Consider the following 20,252-nt stretch of genomic DNA (forward strand, 5'->3'; position numbering starts at 1 on the left):
ATAGAAAGGGATAGAAAAGCATAGAAAAGCATCAAAAGGGATAGAAAGGGATAGAAAAGCATAGAAAAGCATCAAAAGGGATAAGTAACTCGGAGAATCTGTGTAACTTTGCGCTATCAATCGAAGGATTGGAAATATTAATTGAGCTCACTTTAAAAAGGGGCATATTTTGAATTCAGTCTGACCAGTGTGGTCATTCTGAGTGAAACATAGCAATCGGCTCCGCTGGTGAATATCTTTCGAGAAATCGCCTTGAAAGAGCCGAAAGCTTCTCTGATAGACCCCAAAAGGGCAAATATCGATCTTTGAAATGTTGAAACCTGGAATATTACCATCCATCGGAGGTTCATCCACATACATCTGCTATATGCATGCATACGATATTTAAGCATCCACCTTGCATCTTACCTGTCTTGAGCTGCAAGACATACGTCTTAACTCCTTAACTTCCTTAACTCCTTTAACTTCCTGATATGCGAAAGTTCAGTTCGTTATAATATAATCGTTCATCAATCTTAGATGTTCCATTTTTCCACAAATATAGATATTTTTCAATTATTAAGAATTGATAATACAAAAAACCTTTGATTTTTAAGAAATTATCCATAATTTTGCACAAAAATAATATAACTCATATAGTTTTTTGTGTAATGAAAAAGATTGTAACTTTTTGCCTGTTATTTGCCGCAATGCTCCCTATGAAGGCTCAAAATGTATTGAGCCTTGACAGTTGCAGAGCCATGGCATTGCGCAATAATAAGCAAATCAATGCGTCAAGACTCAAGAAGGATATCGCTTACAACCTGAAGAAATCAGCAAGAACCAAGTATCTCCCCAAAGTAGATGCGCTGGGCGGATATGAATGGTTCAATCGTGAGATTTCCCTTCTCAACAGTAACCAGAAAAGTGCCATCAGCAATATCGGATCCAACTTAGGAGCTGGAGTTACCAACAACCTGAGCACCATGTTGGGCGAGCTTGTCAGTCAGGGACTTATCTCTCAGGAGGCTGCCCAGCAGATTGGTCAGGCACTCGGAAGCAAGTTGCCGGGAGTAACAGAAAAACTTAATGGAGCTGGTCAAAATCTGGTAGATGCCTTCCGCACGGATACCCGAAATATCTGGGCCGGCAGCATTATGCTCCGTCAACCTATTTATATGGGAGGAGCCATCATTGCAGCCAACAAGATAGCTGACATTGGCGAGCAAATGGCTGCAAACGATATTGACATGCAGACGCAAAATACGCTTTACAATATCGACCAGGCATACTGGATGGTTGTTTCCTTGAGACAGAAGCAGAAACTTGCCACCAGCTATAGAGATTTAGTCAAGAAACTGGATGATGATGTGCATAAAATGATCAAACAGGGTGTAGCTACAAAGGCAGACGGTCTCAAAGTCGATGTGAAGGTAAACGAAGCGGATATGCAGATTATGCAGGTAGAAGATGGTCTGACCCTCTCCAAGATGCTGCTCTGTCAGCTCTGCGGTATTCCGATGAATCAGGACATTCAGTTGGCTGACGAAGATAAAGAATCACTTGCCCTTTCCGGTCAGGCGATAGATATTCATCAGCAAGAAGCGGCAGCATCAGATTCAGCCAAGAGTACCCGTCCAGAGTTGAAGATGCTTCAGAATGCGATTGACCTTTCCAAAGAAAGTGTGAAATTGATACGTGCTGCTTATTTGCCACATGTAGCTTTGACTGGCGGTTATACGATTTCCAATCCTAACGTTTTCAACGGTTTTCAGAAGAAATTTTCAGGAGTATGGAATGTAGGTGTCCTCGTACAAGTACCGGTATGGAACTGGTTTGACGGCACCTATAAAGTACGTGCAGCAAAAGCAACCTCCCAAATTGCTCAAATGAATTTGGATGATACGAGCGAAAAAATCCATCTTCAAATCACCCAAAGTCAATTCAAGGTAAAGGAAGCAGAAAAGAAGCTCAATATGGCACAAAAGAACATCAAGAGTGCTGAAGAGAATCTGAGATGCGCTAACTTAGGATTCAAGGAAGGAGTGATGGATATTACGGATGTTATGACTGCACAGACTGCCTGGCAGAAAGCCCAAAGTCAGAAAATCGATGCTGAAATTGATGTAAAACTTACCCAAATCGGCTTGAACAAGGCATTGGGTATTTTACAATAAACAGGGGATAAACAGTTTGGATCATCCAAAAAAGAACTGTTAACTGTTAACTCTGTTGACAGCATATCTGAATTCAATTAAAAAAAAGAATTCTGAAAATTGAAATTCAATTGAAATAAGGATTCTTAAAATTGGGATTCGTTTGAAAAGGGATTCTTAAAATTGGGATTCAATTGAAAAGGGATTCAGAAAATTGAAATTCAAATAAAATATCAAACAAGAAATAGGATTCAACACATTATTAAATATAAGCAATAAAGATTATGTCTAAGAAGTCACAACACAATAACATACTATTGGCAGTAATCGGTTTTACTGCTGTAGTCATCATCGTAGGCGTTATCGGTTTCTTCACTTTAGAGCACGATGACGAAACGATTCAGGGAGAAATCGAGGTTTCTGAGTATAGAGTTTCCTGCAAGTTGCCAGGCCGTATCGTAGAGATTCGTGTCAAGGAAGGCGACTACGTGCATGTAGGCGATACGCTCGCCATTCTCGAAGTTCCAGAGGTAAAATCTCAAGAGAAAATGCTCCAGGCTACCAATGAAGCAACCATGGCGCTGCAGGATTTAACGGATGCCGGTGCCCGCAAGGAACAGGTACAGGGCGCTTATCAGCTCTACCAGCAGGCGATGGCTGCTGCAGAAATAGCCAAGAAAACCTACACCCGCATCCAGAATCTCTTCGATGAGGGAGTGATGAGCGGTCAGAAGCGCGATGAAGCTTTTGCTGCCTATAAGGCCACAGAAGCTCAGGTGCAGGCCGCCAAAAGCCAATACGAAATGGCCAAGAATGGTGCCAGAGAGCAAGAGAAGAGAGTGGCTGCCAGCAATACTAAAGCTTCTAAAAATGCAGTGGATGTAGTCAAGAACTTGCTCAAGGAGACCATTCAGGTGGCACAAGTAGAAGGCGAAGTTAGTTCTGTCTATCCTAAGGTTGGCGAACTGGTAGGCTTGGGATCTCCTATTATGAGTATCTCCATCATGAACGATATGTGGGGCACATTCAATGTACGAGAAGACCGTCTGGCTGGTCTCAACAAGGGTGCAGAATTCACAGCATTCGTTCCTGCTTTCAACAAGGACATCAAGATGAAGGTATATTATCTGAAAGACCAGGGCTCTTACGCTACATGGAAGGCAACCAAGGATAATGGCGATTACGACCGCAAGACCTTTGAGGTAAAGGCTCGTCCTATCACCAAGTTGGATGGTCTGCGTCCAGGAATGTCTTTGATCATTAAAAAGTAAAGAGAAAAAAGTGAAGAGTGAAGAACGAAGAGTGAAGAATTCAATTGTTTTATAACGAAGAATTCAATTGTTTATAACATAAATTCCAGACAGTCCGTTAAGTTCAAAGTTCAACTTTTAAAGTTCTATGTTTAAGAAATTATATCATATTGCCCTCAGAGAATGCGGCATCATGTGGAAGAATCCTATCTATTTCTTCTGCATGATCATCTTCCCCATCGCAGTGGTGATTTTCTTCACCACCCTGATGAAGGATGGCGTGCCTACCGATATGCCTGTGGGCATTGTAGATCAGGACCATTCTGCCACATCCCGCCAGTTGGTGCAGAAGCTCGATGCCTTCCAGACCACAAAGGTTGTGTCTCATTACGAGAACATTGCTGAAGCAAGACATGCGATACAGAAGAACGAAATCTACGCCTTCTTAGTCATTCCAAGTGGCACGGAAGCCGGTCTGATGGCTTCCCGCCAACCTAAGATTTCCTTCTACTACAGTAGTGTATCTCTGGCAGCCGGTTCCCTACTCTTCCGCGATCTGAAGACCATCTCCACTTTAGGAGGAGCCGCAGCAGGAATGGCCAAGCTTTCTGCATTAGGCAAGACGAATGACGAGATTATGACCTTCCTGCAACCTATCGCCGTAGATTTGCACATGATTGGCAATCCATACGCCAATTACAATTACTATCTCTCTACCGTGATGGTTCCGGGACTCATCATGCTTTTCATCTTCCTGATTACACCTTATTCTATAGGTACGGAACTGAAGTTCAACAGGGGCAGAGACTGGATGCGAATGGCAGGCAACAATCCTTATCTCGCCATCGCGGGTAAGATGCTGCCCCAGACACTCATCTTCCTGAGCATCTTCCTGCTATTCGAGTTCTACATCTATTATGTATTGGGATTTCCTCATCCGGGTGGCGCAGCGCCTATCATTTTGTTAGGCATTCTGAGTGTATTATCCTGCCAATGCTTTGGCATTTTTGCCTTCGGTCTGATGCCATCCCTGCGCATGTCGATGAGCATTTGCTCACTTTGGGGCGTGGTAAGTTTCTCCATCTGCGGAGCCACCTACCCACTCTTTGCCATGGATTCACCAATCGAGGCTATCGGACAACTTTTTCCGATGCGCCACTACTATATGATTTACCAGATGAATATCTTCAATGGGTTCCCAATGAGCGATGCAATACTCCACTGGAGCGCCCTCGTTCTCTTCTGTTCCCTGCCTATCCTCACCATCTGGAACATCAAGAAGGCAATGCTGGTTTACAAGTACTTGCCGTAGGAGAGTGAAGAACGGGAAGTGAAGAGTGAAGAATTCAACGGCTTTACTAATCATAAAGTTCAATGTTAAAAGTCCAATATTCTATGTTAAAAAGTAGTTTATTATATAAGATCATCAATGGCATCTGGGATATGTGCTACATCTGGAAAACGGAAATGCGCAATGTGTTCCGCGACGAAGGTGTACTCATCTTCTGCGTCCTGGTTCCATTAGGCTATCCGCTTCTCTACTCGTGGATTTACAACAACGAGGTGGTGAGAGAAGTCGATACGGCTATTGTGGATTTGAGCCACACCCATACCTCCCGTGACTTTATCCGCGATTACGATGCTGCTCCAGACACCAAAGCCACTTACTATTGCAACAGTCTCGATGAGGCGAAGCAACTGGTACAGAAGCAGGCGGTACACGGCATTGTCTATATTCCTGCCGACTTTGACACGAAGTTGAACCGCGGCGAACAGGCACATGTGGGAGTCTATTGCGACATGAGTCTGATGCTCACCTACAAGGCGATTTATCAGACTGCCCAAGCTGTAGCAAGCCATATCAACTCTGGCATTCAGATTTCGAAAAGTGGTGGTTTTACGGATCGAGATGACGAAATCACTACCGAACCATTGGCCTTTGATGAGGTTCCGATATTCAACACCACCGTGGGCTATGGCAATGCCATTCTGCCGGGTGTGCTGGTACTCATCCTGCAGCAAACCATGTTGTTAGGCATCGGAATGGCGGCAGGTACTTCGAGAGAATTGAACAGAAATCGCGAACTGATTCCTATCAGCAAGCATTATGGCGGTATTTTCCGAATTGTATTTGGCAAGGCGCTGGTTTATTTCATGGTTTATGCCGTATTGGGTATGTATCTCACATTGGTAGTTCCGAAGATGTTTGGCTTTGTAAGTATGGTTACGTGGACCACGATTTTAGGTTTCCTCCTGCCTTACATTCTGTCGTGTGTTTTCTTTGGACTGATGCTCTCGTGCCTGGTAAGATACCGTGAGAATGTGATGCTTCTGGTAGTATTCACCTCCGTGCCTCTGCTTTTCATGACGGGTATTTCATGGCCTCAGAGCAATATTCCAGCTTTCTGGCAAGGTTTCGCCTGGGTATTCCCATCCACATTCGGCATCAGAGGATTCCTGAGAATCAGCAGTATGGGCGCAAGTCTTACAGATATCCTCCCAGAATTCAGAGCATTATGGTTACAGGCGGGCATCTATTTCCTTGCCACCTGCCTGGTATTCAGACAGCAGTTACGCTCTGCAAGAATCAAAGCAAACCTCCCTGCCGAAGTTGCCGAAGAAGAGGATGAAGCGGAAGAGCTCATCAAAAAACAAGAGGTAAAAGTTGGGGATTGACGATACAACCATCGAAAATCGAACTGTTAACTGTTGACTGTTGACATTTTCTAAAATAAAGAACCTGATTCTCAACTTGAAAAAGTCAGAGAACTATCCTCAGGCTCTGGAAAAACAGAAAGGAAAAAAAAGGGAAAAGAGGGCGTGCATAAGTCCATGATGTACCCACTTTTATTTTTCCCTGCCCACGGAAAAATTCTTGCGTGGGCAGGGAGAAAAATATTACTTATGTGTACTAACAATCTTGGTAGGAGCCTTCTCGGCATTTCTACGATTAACCACCGTCACGATACTCTGGGCAAGACTCAGGAAAGCCTGACCGGTAACGGAATCAACCTTGGTTGCCGCAGGCGCACCATCATCACCACCCTCGCAGATACTCTGAACGATAGGAATCTGAGCGAGCAAAGGCACATTCATCTCCTTAGCGAGATTCTTGCAGCCCTCCTTGCCGAAGATATAATACTTGTTCTCTGGCAACTCAGCAGGAGTGAAATAAGCCATATTCTCGATAAGACCGAGGATAGGTACGTTCACCTTGTCGTTCTGATACATGTCAATACCCTTGCGAGCATCAGCCAGAGCCACCTGCTGAGGAGTACTTACGATAACCGCACCCGTAATGGCAAGAGTCTGAAGCAGGGTAAGATGAATATCGCTGGTGCCAGGAGGAGTATCGAGGATGAAATAATCCAGCTCGCCCCAGTCTGCATCACCGATCAACTGCTTCAAGGCAGAACAAGCCATTCCGCCACGCCACAACGTAGCAGTAGTAGGGCTCACGAAGAAACCGATACTGAGCAGCTTGACACCATATTTCTCGATAGGTTCGATGAGATCTCTGCCATCCTTGTGAACAGAATAAGGACGCTCCTCCTCTACACCGAACATCTTAGGCATAGAAGGACCGAAGATATCCGTATCAAGCAAGCCCACCTTATAGCCGAGCTTAGCCAAAGCAATGGCGAGATTGGCAGAAACCGTACTCTTACCAACACCACCCTTACCAGAACTAACGGCAATCACATTCTTCACCTGAGGCAGCAATTTGCCCACTTCAGGACGCGGAGCAGACTTATACTCAGTAACAATCTCCACCTCCACATCCGGAGAAATATGATAATGGATGGCAGCCTCAGCTGCCTTCACCGTACTCTTGAGGAAAGGATCTGTATCACGAGGGAAAAGCAAAACTACCTTCACCTTCATGCCATTGATACTTGGCGTATCTGCCAACATCTCACTCTCGATGAGGTTCTTCTTGGTACCAGGATAAATCACAGTAGCAAGAGCCTCTTCTATCAACTTAGGATATAATGTCATTATATTTATGTATTTGTTTTGTGCAAAATTACCAATAAAATATGTAATAAGCAAATAAAAACTAAATAATTTCAGATATTAAACACTTTTATGTATCTTTGCAGAAATCTGTATATACCAACGCAAGAAATATCAATTAAAACAATGATAAACATTAAGAAGATTTTATTGTCTGCTGCTTTTGTCGCTCTTGGCGGCATTTCAGTACTGGCAACCAGCAAGAGAAAAGAACCAGCCGTCCCAGCTCCTTCCAAGATTTATTGGAACGATGTTTACGGCAAGGTTTACTACAGCAAGAACGCCAATGTTTCTCCAGTTGTCAAGATAGCCCTCAATATGTTCTCAGACGACATGAAGGCCATCTTAGGTTATCCGGCAAAAGAGAAATCAAATGCCAACATTCAGATTTACCAGCTCGACCAGCTTTCCAACAAGGAGTTTTCTTCCATCGAGAAGCTTGGAGTTCCGCTCCACCAGTTTATCACCCAGAAAGATGCATTCTGGATCGGTACCCGTCAGGGCAAAATCATCGTCGTGGGAAGCAACGCCAGAGGAACTGCCTACGGCATCATGGAACTCTCCAGTCTGGCTGGTGTTTCACCCTGGACCAACTATTATCATGTGGCTCCTTTGCAGAAGAAAACGCTCTCCCTTGCCGCAGGATTTGAATCCCTGCAGATTCCAGCCACAACCTACCGCGGACTCATGCTCAACGGCCATGCATGGATGGGCAGAAAGAACCAGAGCCGTCTCTGCCGACTGATGCTCCGCCTAAGAGCCAATACGATATGGGAAGGCGAAAAGCATGGGGAAACTTCGGGAAAGCATGAGACAAGTACCGGAAAGCATGATATGAACATCGACAAACAGGTAACTGACAGTTTCGACATTCTCGTGGCAGAGAACGGAAAGGTGACTGAGACCGTTATCGGCAAGAAACGCAACAAGAAACATAAGAAAAGTCTGGAACTCACCAAGCTGATTTGGGAAGACAAACAACTCTCTTTTTCTGACCTTTCGCCAGCTCTGATGCTCAACGAACTCAGTGCAGACAGTCAGGACAACGGTTCCCGCAAAGGCAAGACCCACAAGTCGCACAGTTCCCGCAGTCATGAAGACGAGGCCTGGATAGCCGATGTCAACAATCCTCAGGCAGGCGCCTACCAGCTTTCCCTTTTCATGGAGCAGGCTTGGAACAGGAATGCAGCCACCGCTGCCAACCTGGAGAAGCACTATGAGCAATGGCTCAGCAAACTCTTCGGCGCCGCTATGGGAAGAAAACTGATGCCGCTCATGAAGGAATACTACCGGCTCGTCAACATCCGTCCTACCGGATACATGACCATGCCTTTCGGCGAATACGAGTTTCATTCGGGCGAATTCTGCAACGAACTGGAGCGATATCTGTATGATTACGACCTGCTGAAGACCAAGGCAACCAACGTAGAAAACACCCTCACGGCCTATCAGCAGCAAGGATTCCGCAACATGATACTCAATCCTATCCTCATAGCAGCCCTCACAGCCGAGAAAGAATTGGAGGCACAAGAGGCACGCCACATTGCCCGTCCGGGACTTTTCAGCAAGGATGATGAAGCCAAGGCTGCCGCAGCGCTGAGTCTTACCGCCTATCAGAAACTGAAAGCAATCGAACCTTCTGCCCAGCCCCCAGTGCTTCCAGGCACGATGACGGCAGCAGAAATCAAGAAAAGTCTGCAGGATGCTTTCGACAGATCGGAAGACCTGAAGCCGTTCAGCTATGCGCTCATCAAGGATGTAATTGCGAAGAATGCCTACCAGTGGACTTCAGCCACACAGAGCAGCATACAGCTATTGCCTTTCACGGGACACAGTACGCAAGCCGTCTCCATGAACAAGGGTGCCATCCTGAAATACGTGGTGAATACAGACATGGAAGGCGATGCCCGTTTCACCATAGGAGCGATTCCTGACTATACCAACCAGAAAGGAGATATGCGAATCAGCGTCATGATAGACGACCAGGAACCCGTTACGATTTCGCTCAAAGATGCGTATAATCACAACAACTGGAAGATGGATATTTGGCGCGGACAGACCCGAAAGAACTTCTTTACCACACTCAAAAAGGGAAATCATGTGGTAGAAATCAAGGCTTTGGATGATCATATTATCCTCGACCAGTGGATACTCGACTTTGATGTGGACAGAGAATATTACGTGATTCCAGTCAGATAAATGAGAAAAGATAACAGGCTTTTAAGTTCTATTTAAACACAATTCGAGCCATCTATTACGACCGAGCTTGGTCGTAATAGATGGCTCGCTTTAATCTTAATAGAGGCTGTCAACTGTTAACTTTCTATTCCTTATTTTTCCAAAGGATTTTCTACAGGGAAAGGTTTGTCAGTCTTTGGCTTTTTCAGATATTTCTCAATACTTTCCACGATCATGGCACGTGGAGCAATCACCGTAGTACCGACAGCCTTTCTCACGGTATTGAGCACATTCTCATCGCTGGAAGTACCCAATATGTGCATGAAATCAGACTTACCCAACTGTGGAATATCCTGTACGAGCACCATCTGCTCTGCACCGGTCTTTACATCCACCTTATACAGGCAAGATGAGAATCCGGCAGGTTCTCTCACGATATAGGCAGTAGAGAGTCCCTGCGCCTTAGCCTCCTTCAGGAAAGCCTGCTTTATCTTGTTCATCGACATGGAACCTGTTCCTGTCAGGGCAACCACGCCCGGCACTGCATCCGTACCGATCACATTGGTAGGATCTGTATAGAAGCGGTCGTTGGCAGTAGTTTCCATGCAGTTGATAGAAGGCGTTCTACCACAAATCAGGTGCTCCAAGATACCATTTTTGATAATCGGCAAGTTAGCCTGAGGCTTCAGTCCGTCAGCATCGTTCTGATAATAGCCCAGAAGACCCATGCCCTTGTAGTTGGCAAGATCACCACGCTGGGTGAGCGAGAGTTTCTTATCGATGATGCACTTGCCCCAAACAAGGCTTCCCATACTGCTGTTTTCCTGTACAGATCGGTAGGAAACGATAATAGGATAGATATAATTAGCCACAGCCTTAGCCACAGCATCGCCCTCGAAGAGCATCGGACCGATATAGAAATCGTTGAGCGGAGTAGCCTGCTTCACCTCCATCAGTCGCTCGGCAAACTTCTCGATGTCGGCAATCAAGGCAGCCTCATCCAACTCCTTATCAGACGTAACCATACGGTAATAGCGGTCGTTCAAAGTAGAACCGCTGCTGGTGCGCACATTAGCGTGAGCACTGATTTCAGCATAGCCATTGCAAGCCTTCTGCTTGATGCCTTCCGTATTGAGACGGTAGATGTCGCTGTTCTTGCAGTGAATGTTCACGTACGTATTGTAGAGAGCAGGATATTTCAGGAAGATAGCCGAGAGTTTCTGAGCTAGATTTTCCAGCTTCTGATAGCTGATAGGGTCCTTAGGCTGCGCATCCACATTCACATTTGGCTTCATCGCAAGCATATCAGGAATGCCCTTTTCCTCCTCCGGACGAGGATTGTTCTGCATGTAGTTCTGCTTGTAAGCCTGAGAATTCAGACTGTACTTATACATCATGTCAGAAGCCTTCCAGAGTTCACGGCGGATATTGTCGTAATCTACCTCACTGCTGAAGTAGAGGTTGGCAAACTGACCCGGTTTCATATCGCTGGTGTTCTGATAATCGCCCAATTTCAGAGAAATACCACCCATGGCAATGACAGGATTCTTCTGTGCCTTGACGATTCCACCTAAAGAAGCCATCACTTCGAATTCCTGGCTGCGGGCCATATTGTAATCCACGTAGAATGCCTTCGGATAGTTAGGATAGAAGAGTTTCTGCTGGGTGCGCTGCAACTCGTCAGCCATCGCCGCAAAAATCGTCTTGTCGTCGGCAGCACGCTTGGCCTTCACATCAGTAGTAGGTTCAGCGACCTTCACCTCTGTATTCTTCAATTCAGGAGCAGGGAGGATGCGAGCCTGCTGATCTTCCTTCTGACGGCGCTGGGTTTCAATCTTGGAAACGAAGATCATAGGCGATGAAGCCGATACAGGAACCCAACCCGACTCTGCACCACACACACCGGTAAAGGTACTGATGCTATTGCCAGCCGCAGCGATATTGGAGAACATAGACAGAGGCGTACCGATCATATCCACACCTCTCACGAGTTCATCCTTTCTGCCATCGACATACACACGATAGACCTCGATAGGAGTCACATTGAAGGAGTTCAGACTACCGCCCTCACCAGTGAGCGTAAAGCCGCTGGTCACGGTCTTGAAGAAATAGCCATAAGGCTTGTGCTGTTTTTTGGCCTCATCGATGAGCATCTTTCTGAGCTGCGCATCTGTATAAGGCTTGGAAGTCTCTACGATGAGGTTAGACTGGCGAGAAACCGGGTCGTTTCCGCCCACCATACGTCCATGTCCATTGCTCTGAGGGAAGCCCTCCAGCGGCACACGGCTCATCAGGAAGTTGGTAAGCACACCATTTGTGACATTCATCACTCTCTGCGCCTTCACACCCTCGTCATCATACTTGTAGTAACCATTCAAGGCATTGCCATGATAGTACTGCAAGGTAGGGTCACAGAACACATTGAAAGTCTCAGGCAAGAGTTTCTGACCTATCATCTTCTTGAAGGTCTGACCACCCGACTTCATGCGATGACCCTCCAAGCGGTGACCGAAAATCTCATGGAAGAAGACACCACTGGCAGGACCCGACATGATGGCAGGACCGGTATATGGGTCGGCGATAGGTGCATTGCGAAGAGCCTCCAATCGCTCCACCATGTTCTTGGCGTCAGCTATCATCTGAGCCTCGCTTGGGAAGTCTTCGAGAGTATAGGAGAGATAGTCCTGGTTGAGCGGACAGTTCATGCCATCGGGCGCCATCACCGAAGCGGAAATCATGACACGAGCCACACGACGGTTCTGCACGATTTCAGAGCCATCGGTATTGACGAAGTAGTTGCGATATACCTCAAACTGGATATTGGCAGTACCCTGCTCGATATTCTTATACTGCTTGAACACATTGGTAATCTTATTCAAGCGGTCTTGCCAAAAGTTGATGTCGATGTGCTTCTGTCCTTCTGCCAAGTCCTCCTCGTAGTAGGATTCCACCGGAGCCTTGGAGAAACAAGGAGCCTTGTCCTCGTTGTCCTGACCTGTCAAGGTCTTCGACTTCGCCTGCTCCAAGTTGCCGAGCGCCACGTCATAGCGTCGGAGTGTCTCCTTCCAGATAGCCTGACGCATGGCAGGAATCACCTGTCCGCTCAGTGGGATGAGCACGCCCTGTCCATTGCGAGCATTCTGTCCGGTAGCGCCACTGCCCTGGTTTTTGTACTTGAAGTTGTCGAGTTCGTAGCTACCGAGTCGAATCTGTGGAGTCACCATTCTCTGTCGGCTACTATCGGCAGAAGCCACACCAAGGTTGCTCTGTACCACCACCATCTTGGAGTCCTGGAGTCGCAAACTCATGAAATAAGGAGCCGTCTTCTGCTTGCTGAGCGACTCCATGCTATACTTCAGTTCCTGCTTGAGGGTGGTGAGGAGCGAGTCGCTCCCCTTCCCTTGCGCTGAAACCTGCAATGTCATCCCCAAGGAGAGGATGGCAATGCCTATTTTATTAGCTTTCAAATTAAACATAAATATATAATGTTACTTATTTATCATCATCTTCCAACAAAGCAGCCACCTTGTTCACGTAAGACTTATAATAAGGTGAGTCTTGGATGTCAGGAGAGAAAGCATTTGAGAGACGCTGGTTATAAGCCTTGTCCAGAATGTTGAAGAAGTCTCTTTCCAATGCGTATGGAGCGAAAGAAGAGTTGTTATGGTCGAGGATGAACTTCAACTTATTCTCCAACATACTGATTGGAGACAACCCTTTCTGCTTGGCTATCTTCTCATACTCAGCTGCCACCTTCTTGTCGGCATCAGTAGATGCCACATACTTTGGCATCTCAACAGTAGGAAGTTCTACCTCCTTATTAGCAGTTACCTTCTTAGCCTTGAAAGGCTTGCTGAGGATGTCCTTCACTGTCTTCACCAATTCTTCGCCACGCAAGTTAAACTTGACGATGTTTCCCTGTGGGTCAATCAGCACGGTATGAGGTACACCACGCACATTGTACAGACGTACGATGTCGGAGCCCCATCCCTTCAAGGTAGAGACATGAATCCAGTTCTTGTCGGTCATTTGATTCTTGTTGATGCAGTTCACCCACTCGTCCTTCTTACTGTCGATGGAATAGCTGAGCACCTTGAAGTTGTCGGAAGATGCAGCCTCAGCCAATGCTTGCTTCACGAAAGGAATCTCACGGCGACAAGGCGCACACCAGGAAGCCCAGATGTCCAAGAAGACAAACTTGCCCTTCAACTGAGACAACGACAAAGACTTACCATCTAGACCTTTTGCAGAAAAGTCAGGTGCGGCACTCCCCTCTCCCATCTGGTTGGTAAGGAGCTGATTTGCCAATTCCTTGTAGATAGGATGCTCGTGCAATCTCTCAGGCATAGCCTTCATGAAGACATCATGCAGCACCTGTGGCTTATACATATAATAGAGGTCGTACTTCAAGATAAAGAGGGCAGCTTCGCTGTCGATGTGCTTCAAGAAGTAGTCCATCACATCTACCTTATAATATACGCCATTGGCATTGAACATCGCACTATGATATGGCATGTATTTCATGTCATCCTTGATGATGCTATCTGGCAAAGACTTGCGCAAATTGTCGATATTGCGTTTTGCATCATCAGCATTCTTGCCGTGCAACAAGACATACCCCTTGAATATGTCATTGTTAGTCGTTCCCTCTGCCTTGGCACCTGTAGGGAAATGGGCATCGAAAGGAAGCACCTTGATATTTCCTGGCTCCAAGAGAAGCTGTACTGCACCATTGTCAAAGCCCGTAATCATGGCAGCCTCCGTAAATTCAGGAGCAGTGCCCTCGAAATGGAAACGGCGATTCTTGACAATAGCAGAATCCAAGAGCACCTCCTCACCATTGACGATATGCTTGAGATACACCTTCTGGATAGCCTTCGGCTCATAACGCATAGAGTCACGAGTCATCTCACCATCGATGGTGAAATGTCGGGAGCCTTGCGCCATCAGTGGCAAAACGCCCATGATGCCGAGTGCTAATAACATAATCTTTTTCTTCTTCATAATTATTATCTTGTTAGTTATTTGTTAGTTTCTCATTGAGGAAAGCATCCAACTTATCTCCTCTGAGGTTGGTTGCGATGATATGGTTCTCGCCATCGAGGATGAAGATAGCAGGCACACTCTTCACATCGTAGGTCTGTGCCACCTCGCACTTCCATCCCTTCAGGGAACTGACATTGATCCATGGCAATCCATCTTGTCTCACCGCTTTCTCCCAACGGTCTTTCACGTTGTCGAGCGAAACACTGATGATTTCCAATCCCTTCTCATGATACTTCTCATAAATCTTCTTCAACGAAGGATTGTTGAGGCGACAAGGTCCGCACCAAGAAGCCCAGAAATCAACGATTTTCACCTTCGTCTTCACTTGACTGAGGGTAACGACATTGCCTTGTAGGTCTTGCAAAGTGAAGTCAGGAGCCTTCTTGCCTTGCGTCACCTTCTCCATGCGTTGGATGCGCTGCAACATGATTCTGCCGCTAGGGGTATTCTTAGCCCCCTCACCCATGGAGTTATATAAGCGACGAGTTTCCTCTAGATTCAACTCTGCCATCAAGGCATTGCTATTGTAAGTATAGGCAGCCAACACATCGTCATGCTTCTGCAAGAAAGCCTGCGTCTCGGTATGAACCGACTGACGAAGCGTTTGCAGAGAGTCGTTGGTAGCACTGGCACTGCGGAACTTATTGGCAGCTCTCAAAGCATCGTAACGCTCTTGCATTGCCTTGGCTTGCTCATGCAACTCAGCCGAGCGCTTGGAGAAAGCCGTCCACTCATCTTGCAGAGCGCCTCCCTTGACATAGGCTCTATTGTCATTGCAGAGGAAAGCTTGGTACTTGGCATTAGGTTCCGCAATGAAGTTGAAACCACCACCATAACCTTTCACAACCAACTGCACCATGACAGGTTCCTTGACCATCGCTTTCAACTGAAACTTAGGTGCCTTGAAAGAAGCCGCACCCAAGGTATCCACTTGATTCTCACCCACCTGAGCCACCAAAACAAGTTGCCCGGATGGTATTCCCTCTATCTTGCCCGACACGGTCATATTAGACTGGGCGTAAACCTGAAATGCACCACTCGCCAAAGCGAGCAGTGCCATAGATATGCGTTGTATCATTGACTATCTTTACTAAATGAATACATGTGAGCGAACTGCACATCAAGGATTTTGCCGAAGGCATTGCCGTCAGCATCCTTGTCACAGAACATCGTATAACTCTCATCCACATCGGCAGAAGTAGTGAGCTTGATTTCTGCCACTGCACCATTGTCACCCTTGTTCATACCGATGCTGAGGTAAAGACCTAAATCACCGAAGTTGGACGACAACGTACTATTACTCTCTGAGTCATAAGTACGGAACTTGATGATGCTTACTGTATAGCCCCCTGGAGCCGTATAGATTACTTCCTCATCACCATTCGACAGATTGTGACGAATCACTTGGTCATCCTTGGCATAGAAGATATAGTTGGTAGAGAACCAAGGGTTGTAAGTGATGCTAGCCAAGTTGCTGCCCGGATGGAAATCAGGAAGGCGCTTGCCTGTGATGGTATAGGCTGCCTCGGAAGAAGAAGCATCCTCATCGTCACCACCTCTTGTAGCCTTCGCCTTACTATTCTTTCCACCATCGACAGAAGTCAACTCATAGAGATAGAAGTTGTCTGCATTGTCCTTGAAGATGAATTGTGGCTTGGCATCCTCGAAAAACTCAGAGTGAGAAGCGATGAAAGCATATACAGCCTGCTTGCCCACTGGTGACAACGAACCCAAGGAAGAGAAATCTACATGAGCATCCTTGACCGCCATAGAACTCTGTGTACCAGCAAGGCCATCCATACTCCAAGCAGGAACATAGTCACCATTCGACTGATAGATGAATCGGTTGTTCTTGGCATCCCACAAGACGAAGTTGTCTGCCGTAACAGTAGCTGCGGTCACCTGATAATCACCAGGATGGAGTGTGTTATCATAGGAAGCAGCACCAGGCACCATGAAGTAAGGAGCCATCTTGCCAATATAGAACTGACCATCACGAGAAATCAAACAGTCAAACTTATTAAACGTAGCACTACTGCCCACATCAACGAGTCGGCTAGCCACAAAAGGGGTTGACCCTGTCGGAACCAATGGCACATCAAAGCGCTGGAGTCCTTTCAAGGTATTGTAAGAATAACCACGTCCATCAGCATTGAACACCATCAAAGCAGCCGTTGCCGTTCTGGAAGAAATATAAGTGGTGAAGCCCAACTTAATGGCATTAGAGAATACATTATCGGTAGTTGTTGGAAAGGCAGTCTGATAAGCATTGCTTCTACTCTCCAAACTGCTTCCTATCTTCTCCACGTTACCCAAGTAGGTCTCGCTACCCTTCTGATGCAAGAAGAACAAGCTATTCTTGAACAAGAGACGAGTCTTTACATTCAAGTGGGCATAGTAATCCAAATCGGTGGTCTTGTCCTTTACTACCATCATCAAGTTATAACTTCTATCGGTATTGACAGGGAATTTCAAATCGACATAACCTCTTGTATGAAGTGTGTCACGGAGCGTCTTGGTTGTCTCACGACCTGTCATCGGATTGGTTTCCGTTACCGTATAGGAAGAATACCAAGTGAAGTCAAGGTTGTCATAGTTGTCAGCCAAGGTCTGCTTTAAATTGGCTTCCACTCTCTGCACCTTGTCTTCCGTCATAGGCATCTGGATTTCGATGACGCTACCCGACACGCCCTTGTATGCACTCGGCGTGTAGGTCACATCACTGATATCGACCTTGTTGAGATCATCGAAATGATAATCATAGTTGCCTTTATCCTCATAGCAGGAAGTGAGCATCAAAGCACTCATGGCAACATATAGTATTTTTTTCATAATCCTTCTGTTTTAGAATATTTATTTTCTCTTCTGGCTCTTGGCTTCTGGCTCTACTACACCATTAGGGAACAAGTTTGGTTCCGCTGCCTTAAACATAGTGTAGAGATAATAGATGACCTGCTCGCCATGGTACATCCAATTCCAGTTGGCATTAGCGTCCCATACTGGAACATTCTGCATACTGGCATCATCCCATTGCAATGACACTGGGAAGAGTGTGAATGGCTTGAAACTATCACCTGCCTCTTGCTTGGCTATCTGAATCATCTTCTTGTACTTGTCTGCGGAGTAAGCACCATAATATTTCTCTATCATAGGCTTAGTCTGCTCATCTGTCCAGAAGGCTGGTTCCACAACGTCATAATCTACGCCATCCACCATTGGAACACTAAACGCAGAGTTGAATCCCCAGAAGTTGTAGCCTTGCTCAAACAGATTGTTGTAGTTCTCCATCATGAGGCGAACGGCATTTTTGTTGGCTGCCACAAGAACTTGCTCATTATTAGATCCCAATTCTTGCTCCTCATTCTGAGTATTAATACCCAAGCTTGAAGCCAAAGTACCAAAGCCATAACCATCATAATAGCCAAAGTACTTGTCCTGAAGAGCACCCCAATAATCTGGTTGGTCGTACTCACCATAATAGTAATCACCACCCAAGAAAGGAATGTCGTATGGAATCGCTTCGTTAGGATTTTCCTTATGCCACTCTCTTACGGCAGTAATCAAAGCTGGATTGTAAGTATTGCACTGCACGTCACTTCTATCATTGCAGAAATCAGCCTTTCTCAAAGTCTTGGCGATAAACTTATACTTATCCTTGCTATAAGCGCCATAGATATCATCATCCCAATTGGATGGCTCGGTATATGACTCTGTAGTATAGATAATGAAGCTGTCGAAGTCCTTCATGCTCTTATCCCCTTGCTCAAAGGAAATCTTTGCCGCATAAGTGACATTTTCTTGTGCAGGGCGAGCTACTGCTACATACACGGTAGTGTCGTATGCACCTGCCTTCAACTCCACCTTTGGCAAAGTAACCGAAGCCTCATCATATCCATCTACAGCATCAGCCTTGAGGGTAATAGGAGTTACCTTGTCTGACAAATGACCCAAGAGACGGATACGAACAGGTACATATCCCACCTCTGGCTCTGTAACTACAGAGTCGGCGAAGTTGATAGTGGAAGTCAAGTCATCCTTAGAGTCATAATTGAAGTAGAAGCCATCCGATTCACCTTCAAACAAGGTTGGATCTTCCTTGCTACAAGCAGAGAAGACACCTGCGAAGATGACCATTCCCAATATGTATAATGTATTTAAATGTCGTTTCATAATTAATTGTTTGATGTATTGTTAGATTCCTCATCTGTCCATCCATATTCCTTCTCACCATCTGGCAATGGGAATACATAACGGTTTTCCGACATGCTCACGACATCATCGGTATTTACATCGTGAGAGTAATCAAGAGAGGTGATACCATGACGTTTCAAGAAATAGAAGTATTGACCCTCTGCATAGAACTCCTTACGATATTCCTTGCTCAAAGCCTCAGTTCTAGCATCCTCATTAGCAAATGAGGTATAAGCTGAAGAGTTGGAGATACCACGACGACTTCTTACGATGTTGATATATCGTGGTGCATCTGCCAATGGTGACATCTCGCAAAGGATGTAATACATCTCCGGAAGACGAACCAATGGGATGATGCCATCGTCATTCTTCAGATACTTACGACTGATGACACGACTCACTCCATCATATACATAAACTCCAGCACCACGACGGGCACGGATGTCAGCATCACGCTCGTTACCCTCAGCCTCGAAGATACGCTTATAGTTTGCCAAACTTGTCCAATACTGAGTAGTGAAGCTAGGTCCTTCGGCAAAATAAGACGAGATATTGTCGCTCATCTGATACTTGTTGATGCCAAAGAGTGTCTCTGTATATTGAGCAGGATCATTGGTATTGGAAGTCTGCAAAGCCAAACCACTATGGTTGATTACCTCCTCTGCACTGGCGATAGCCTTGTCTGCCTCTCCTGCATAGCAAGCCACACGAGCCTCCAAAGCTTTCACCGCATAATAGTTCATACGATTTCTACGCTCATTGTCTGCCAGGTTGGTAGCCTTGTCTGCTGCCAGGTATTGCTCGGCTTTCTCCAAGTCTGCCTCTATTTTCTGTACGATAGTCTCGGCTGAGAGGCGAGGAAGTTTCTCACTGTTTGCTACCTCACGATATGGAATTGTCAAGGTTGACTTACCTGTCTGATAATTCATAGGTCCCCAGCCACGCAACAAGTCGAAATGGAGATAAGCTCTCAAGGCGTATGCCTCACCATAGTAGAGGTTGCGAGTCTGTTCATCGAGAACTCGTGTTCCATTCTTATCCAACCACTTGATGAGGTTATTGGCATTGGCAATCAAGTTGTAAGACTTCAGCCAAATTGCTGCCAAACGAGACTTGGTGTAGTAGCCATCTGATTGCTGTTCATACTGATAGATTGCCTCACGATCGGTAGTTCCGTCTGGAATGCAGTCGTAAAGTTGAGCCAACTGGTCGATAAGGCCAAAGCTCATGTCGTGTCCGTAGCTGTCTTCATCCGTCAAGGAGATATAGATACCAGCCAAGGCACTCTCAAAACCCTCTGGTGTCTCAAACAACTCTTCTGCCTTCACGTCGGTCTTAGGACTGACATCAAACCAGTCTGAGCATGAGGTCAGGCAGGCAGAAGCCACTGCTATTACACCTATATATAATAATCTGAATTTCATAATTTACAATA

12 protein-coding genes are annotated in these 20,252 nt (G+C 46.0%); 5 read left to right on the top strand and 7 right to left on the bottom strand.

The window, feature by feature from the left end:
• The first annotated feature begins 650 nt into the window (after positions 1-650).
• The 4 genes from DW917_RS08330 (at position 651) to DW917_RS08345 (ending at position 6,061) form a co-directional block, all read left to right on the top strand.
• On the top strand, positions 651-2,156 hold the full coding sequence (locus DW917_RS08330; RefSeq protein ID WP_199545518.1) for a TolC family protein: 1,506 nt from the start codon (positions 651-653) through the stop codon (positions 2,154-2,156).
• A gap of 263 nt (positions 2,157-2,419) precedes the next feature.
• The gene (locus tag DW917_RS08335) at positions 2,420-3,406 is read left to right on the top strand and encodes an HlyD family secretion protein (protein ID WP_118117732.1); all 987 of its coding nucleotides are present in this window, start codon (positions 2,420-2,422) and stop codon (positions 3,404-3,406) included.
• A 127-nt stretch (positions 3,407-3,533) separates the two neighbouring features.
• Positions 3,534-4,697 (top strand): ABC transporter permease, encoded by a 1,164-nt coding sequence (locus DW917_RS08340; RefSeq protein ID WP_118117734.1) that lies wholly within the window; start codon positions 3,534-3,536, stop codon positions 4,695-4,697.
• An 83-nt stretch (positions 4,698-4,780) separates the two neighbouring features.
• Positions 4,781-6,061 carry an ABC transporter permease gene (locus DW917_RS08345; RefSeq protein ID WP_118117736.1) on the top strand — a complete coding sequence of 427 codons (1,281 nt, stop codon included), beginning with the start codon at positions 4,781-4,783 and terminating at the stop codon, positions 6,059-6,061.
• Between the two features lie 222 nt (positions 6,062-6,283).
• On the opposite strand, the gene DW917_RS08350 is transcribed toward DW917_RS08345, so the two are convergent.
• A complete protein-coding gene (locus tag DW917_RS08350) occupies positions 6,284-7,384 on the bottom strand; it encodes an Mrp/NBP35 family ATP-binding protein (RefSeq protein ID WP_118117738.1) in 1,101 nt (366 codons plus the stop codon).
• A 144-nt stretch (positions 7,385-7,528) separates the two neighbouring features.
• On the opposite strand from DW917_RS08350, the gene DW917_RS08355 reads away from it, so the two are divergent.
• Positions 7,529-9,601, top strand: a complete 2,073-nt coding sequence (locus DW917_RS08355; RefSeq protein WP_158570089.1) for a glycosyl hydrolase 115 family protein — start codon at positions 7,529-7,531, stop codon at positions 9,599-9,601.
• 131 nt (positions 9,602-9,732) lie between these two features.
• On the opposite strand, the gene DW917_RS08360 is transcribed toward DW917_RS08355, so the two are convergent.
• Genes DW917_RS08360 through DW917_RS08385 form a run of 6 tightly spaced genes read right to left on the bottom strand, consistent with a single transcriptional unit; the run spans position 9,733 to position 20,241 of the window.
• Complete coding sequence (locus DW917_RS08360; protein ID WP_118117742.1) at positions 9,733-13,056, bottom strand: metallopeptidase TldD-related protein; 3,324 nt, start codon at positions 13,054-13,056, stop codon at positions 9,733-9,735.
• Positions 13,057-13,072: 16 nt separating this feature from the next.
• Positions 13,073-14,584 carry a TlpA disulfide reductase family protein gene (locus DW917_RS08365; RefSeq protein ID WP_118117744.1) on the bottom strand — a complete coding sequence of 504 codons (1,512 nt, stop codon included), beginning with the start codon at positions 14,582-14,584 and terminating at the stop codon, positions 13,073-13,075.
• Between the two features lie 13 nt (positions 14,585-14,597).
• Positions 14,598-15,704, bottom strand: a complete 1,107-nt coding sequence (locus tag DW917_RS08370) for a TlpA disulfide reductase family protein (RefSeq protein WP_118117746.1) — start codon at positions 15,702-15,704, stop codon at positions 14,598-14,600.
• Positions 15,701-17,458: a PKD-like family lipoprotein gene (locus DW917_RS08375; RefSeq protein ID WP_118117748.1), complete on the bottom strand. Its 1,758-nt coding sequence runs from the start codon at positions 17,456-17,458 to the stop codon at positions 15,701-15,703. The genes DW917_RS08370 and DW917_RS08375 overlap by 4 nt, the downstream gene beginning before the upstream one ends.
• A gap of 21 nt (positions 17,459-17,479) precedes the next feature.
• Positions 17,480-18,796 (bottom strand): DUF4843 domain-containing protein, encoded by a 1,317-nt coding sequence (locus DW917_RS08380; RefSeq protein ID WP_118117750.1) that lies wholly within the window; start codon positions 18,794-18,796, stop codon positions 17,480-17,482.
• A gap of 2 nt (positions 18,797-18,798) precedes the next feature.
• The gene (locus DW917_RS08385) at positions 18,799-20,241 is read right to left on the bottom strand and encodes a RagB/SusD family nutrient uptake outer membrane protein (RefSeq protein WP_118117752.1); all 1,443 of its coding nucleotides are present in this window, start codon (positions 20,239-20,241) and stop codon (positions 18,799-18,801) included.
• Between the last annotated feature and the right edge of the window lie 11 nt (positions 20,242-20,252).

The organism is Prevotella sp. AM42-24 (genome assembly GCF_003461825.1).
Taxonomy (GTDB): Bacteria; Bacteroidota; Bacteroidia; order Bacteroidales; family Bacteroidaceae; genus Prevotella; species Prevotella hominis.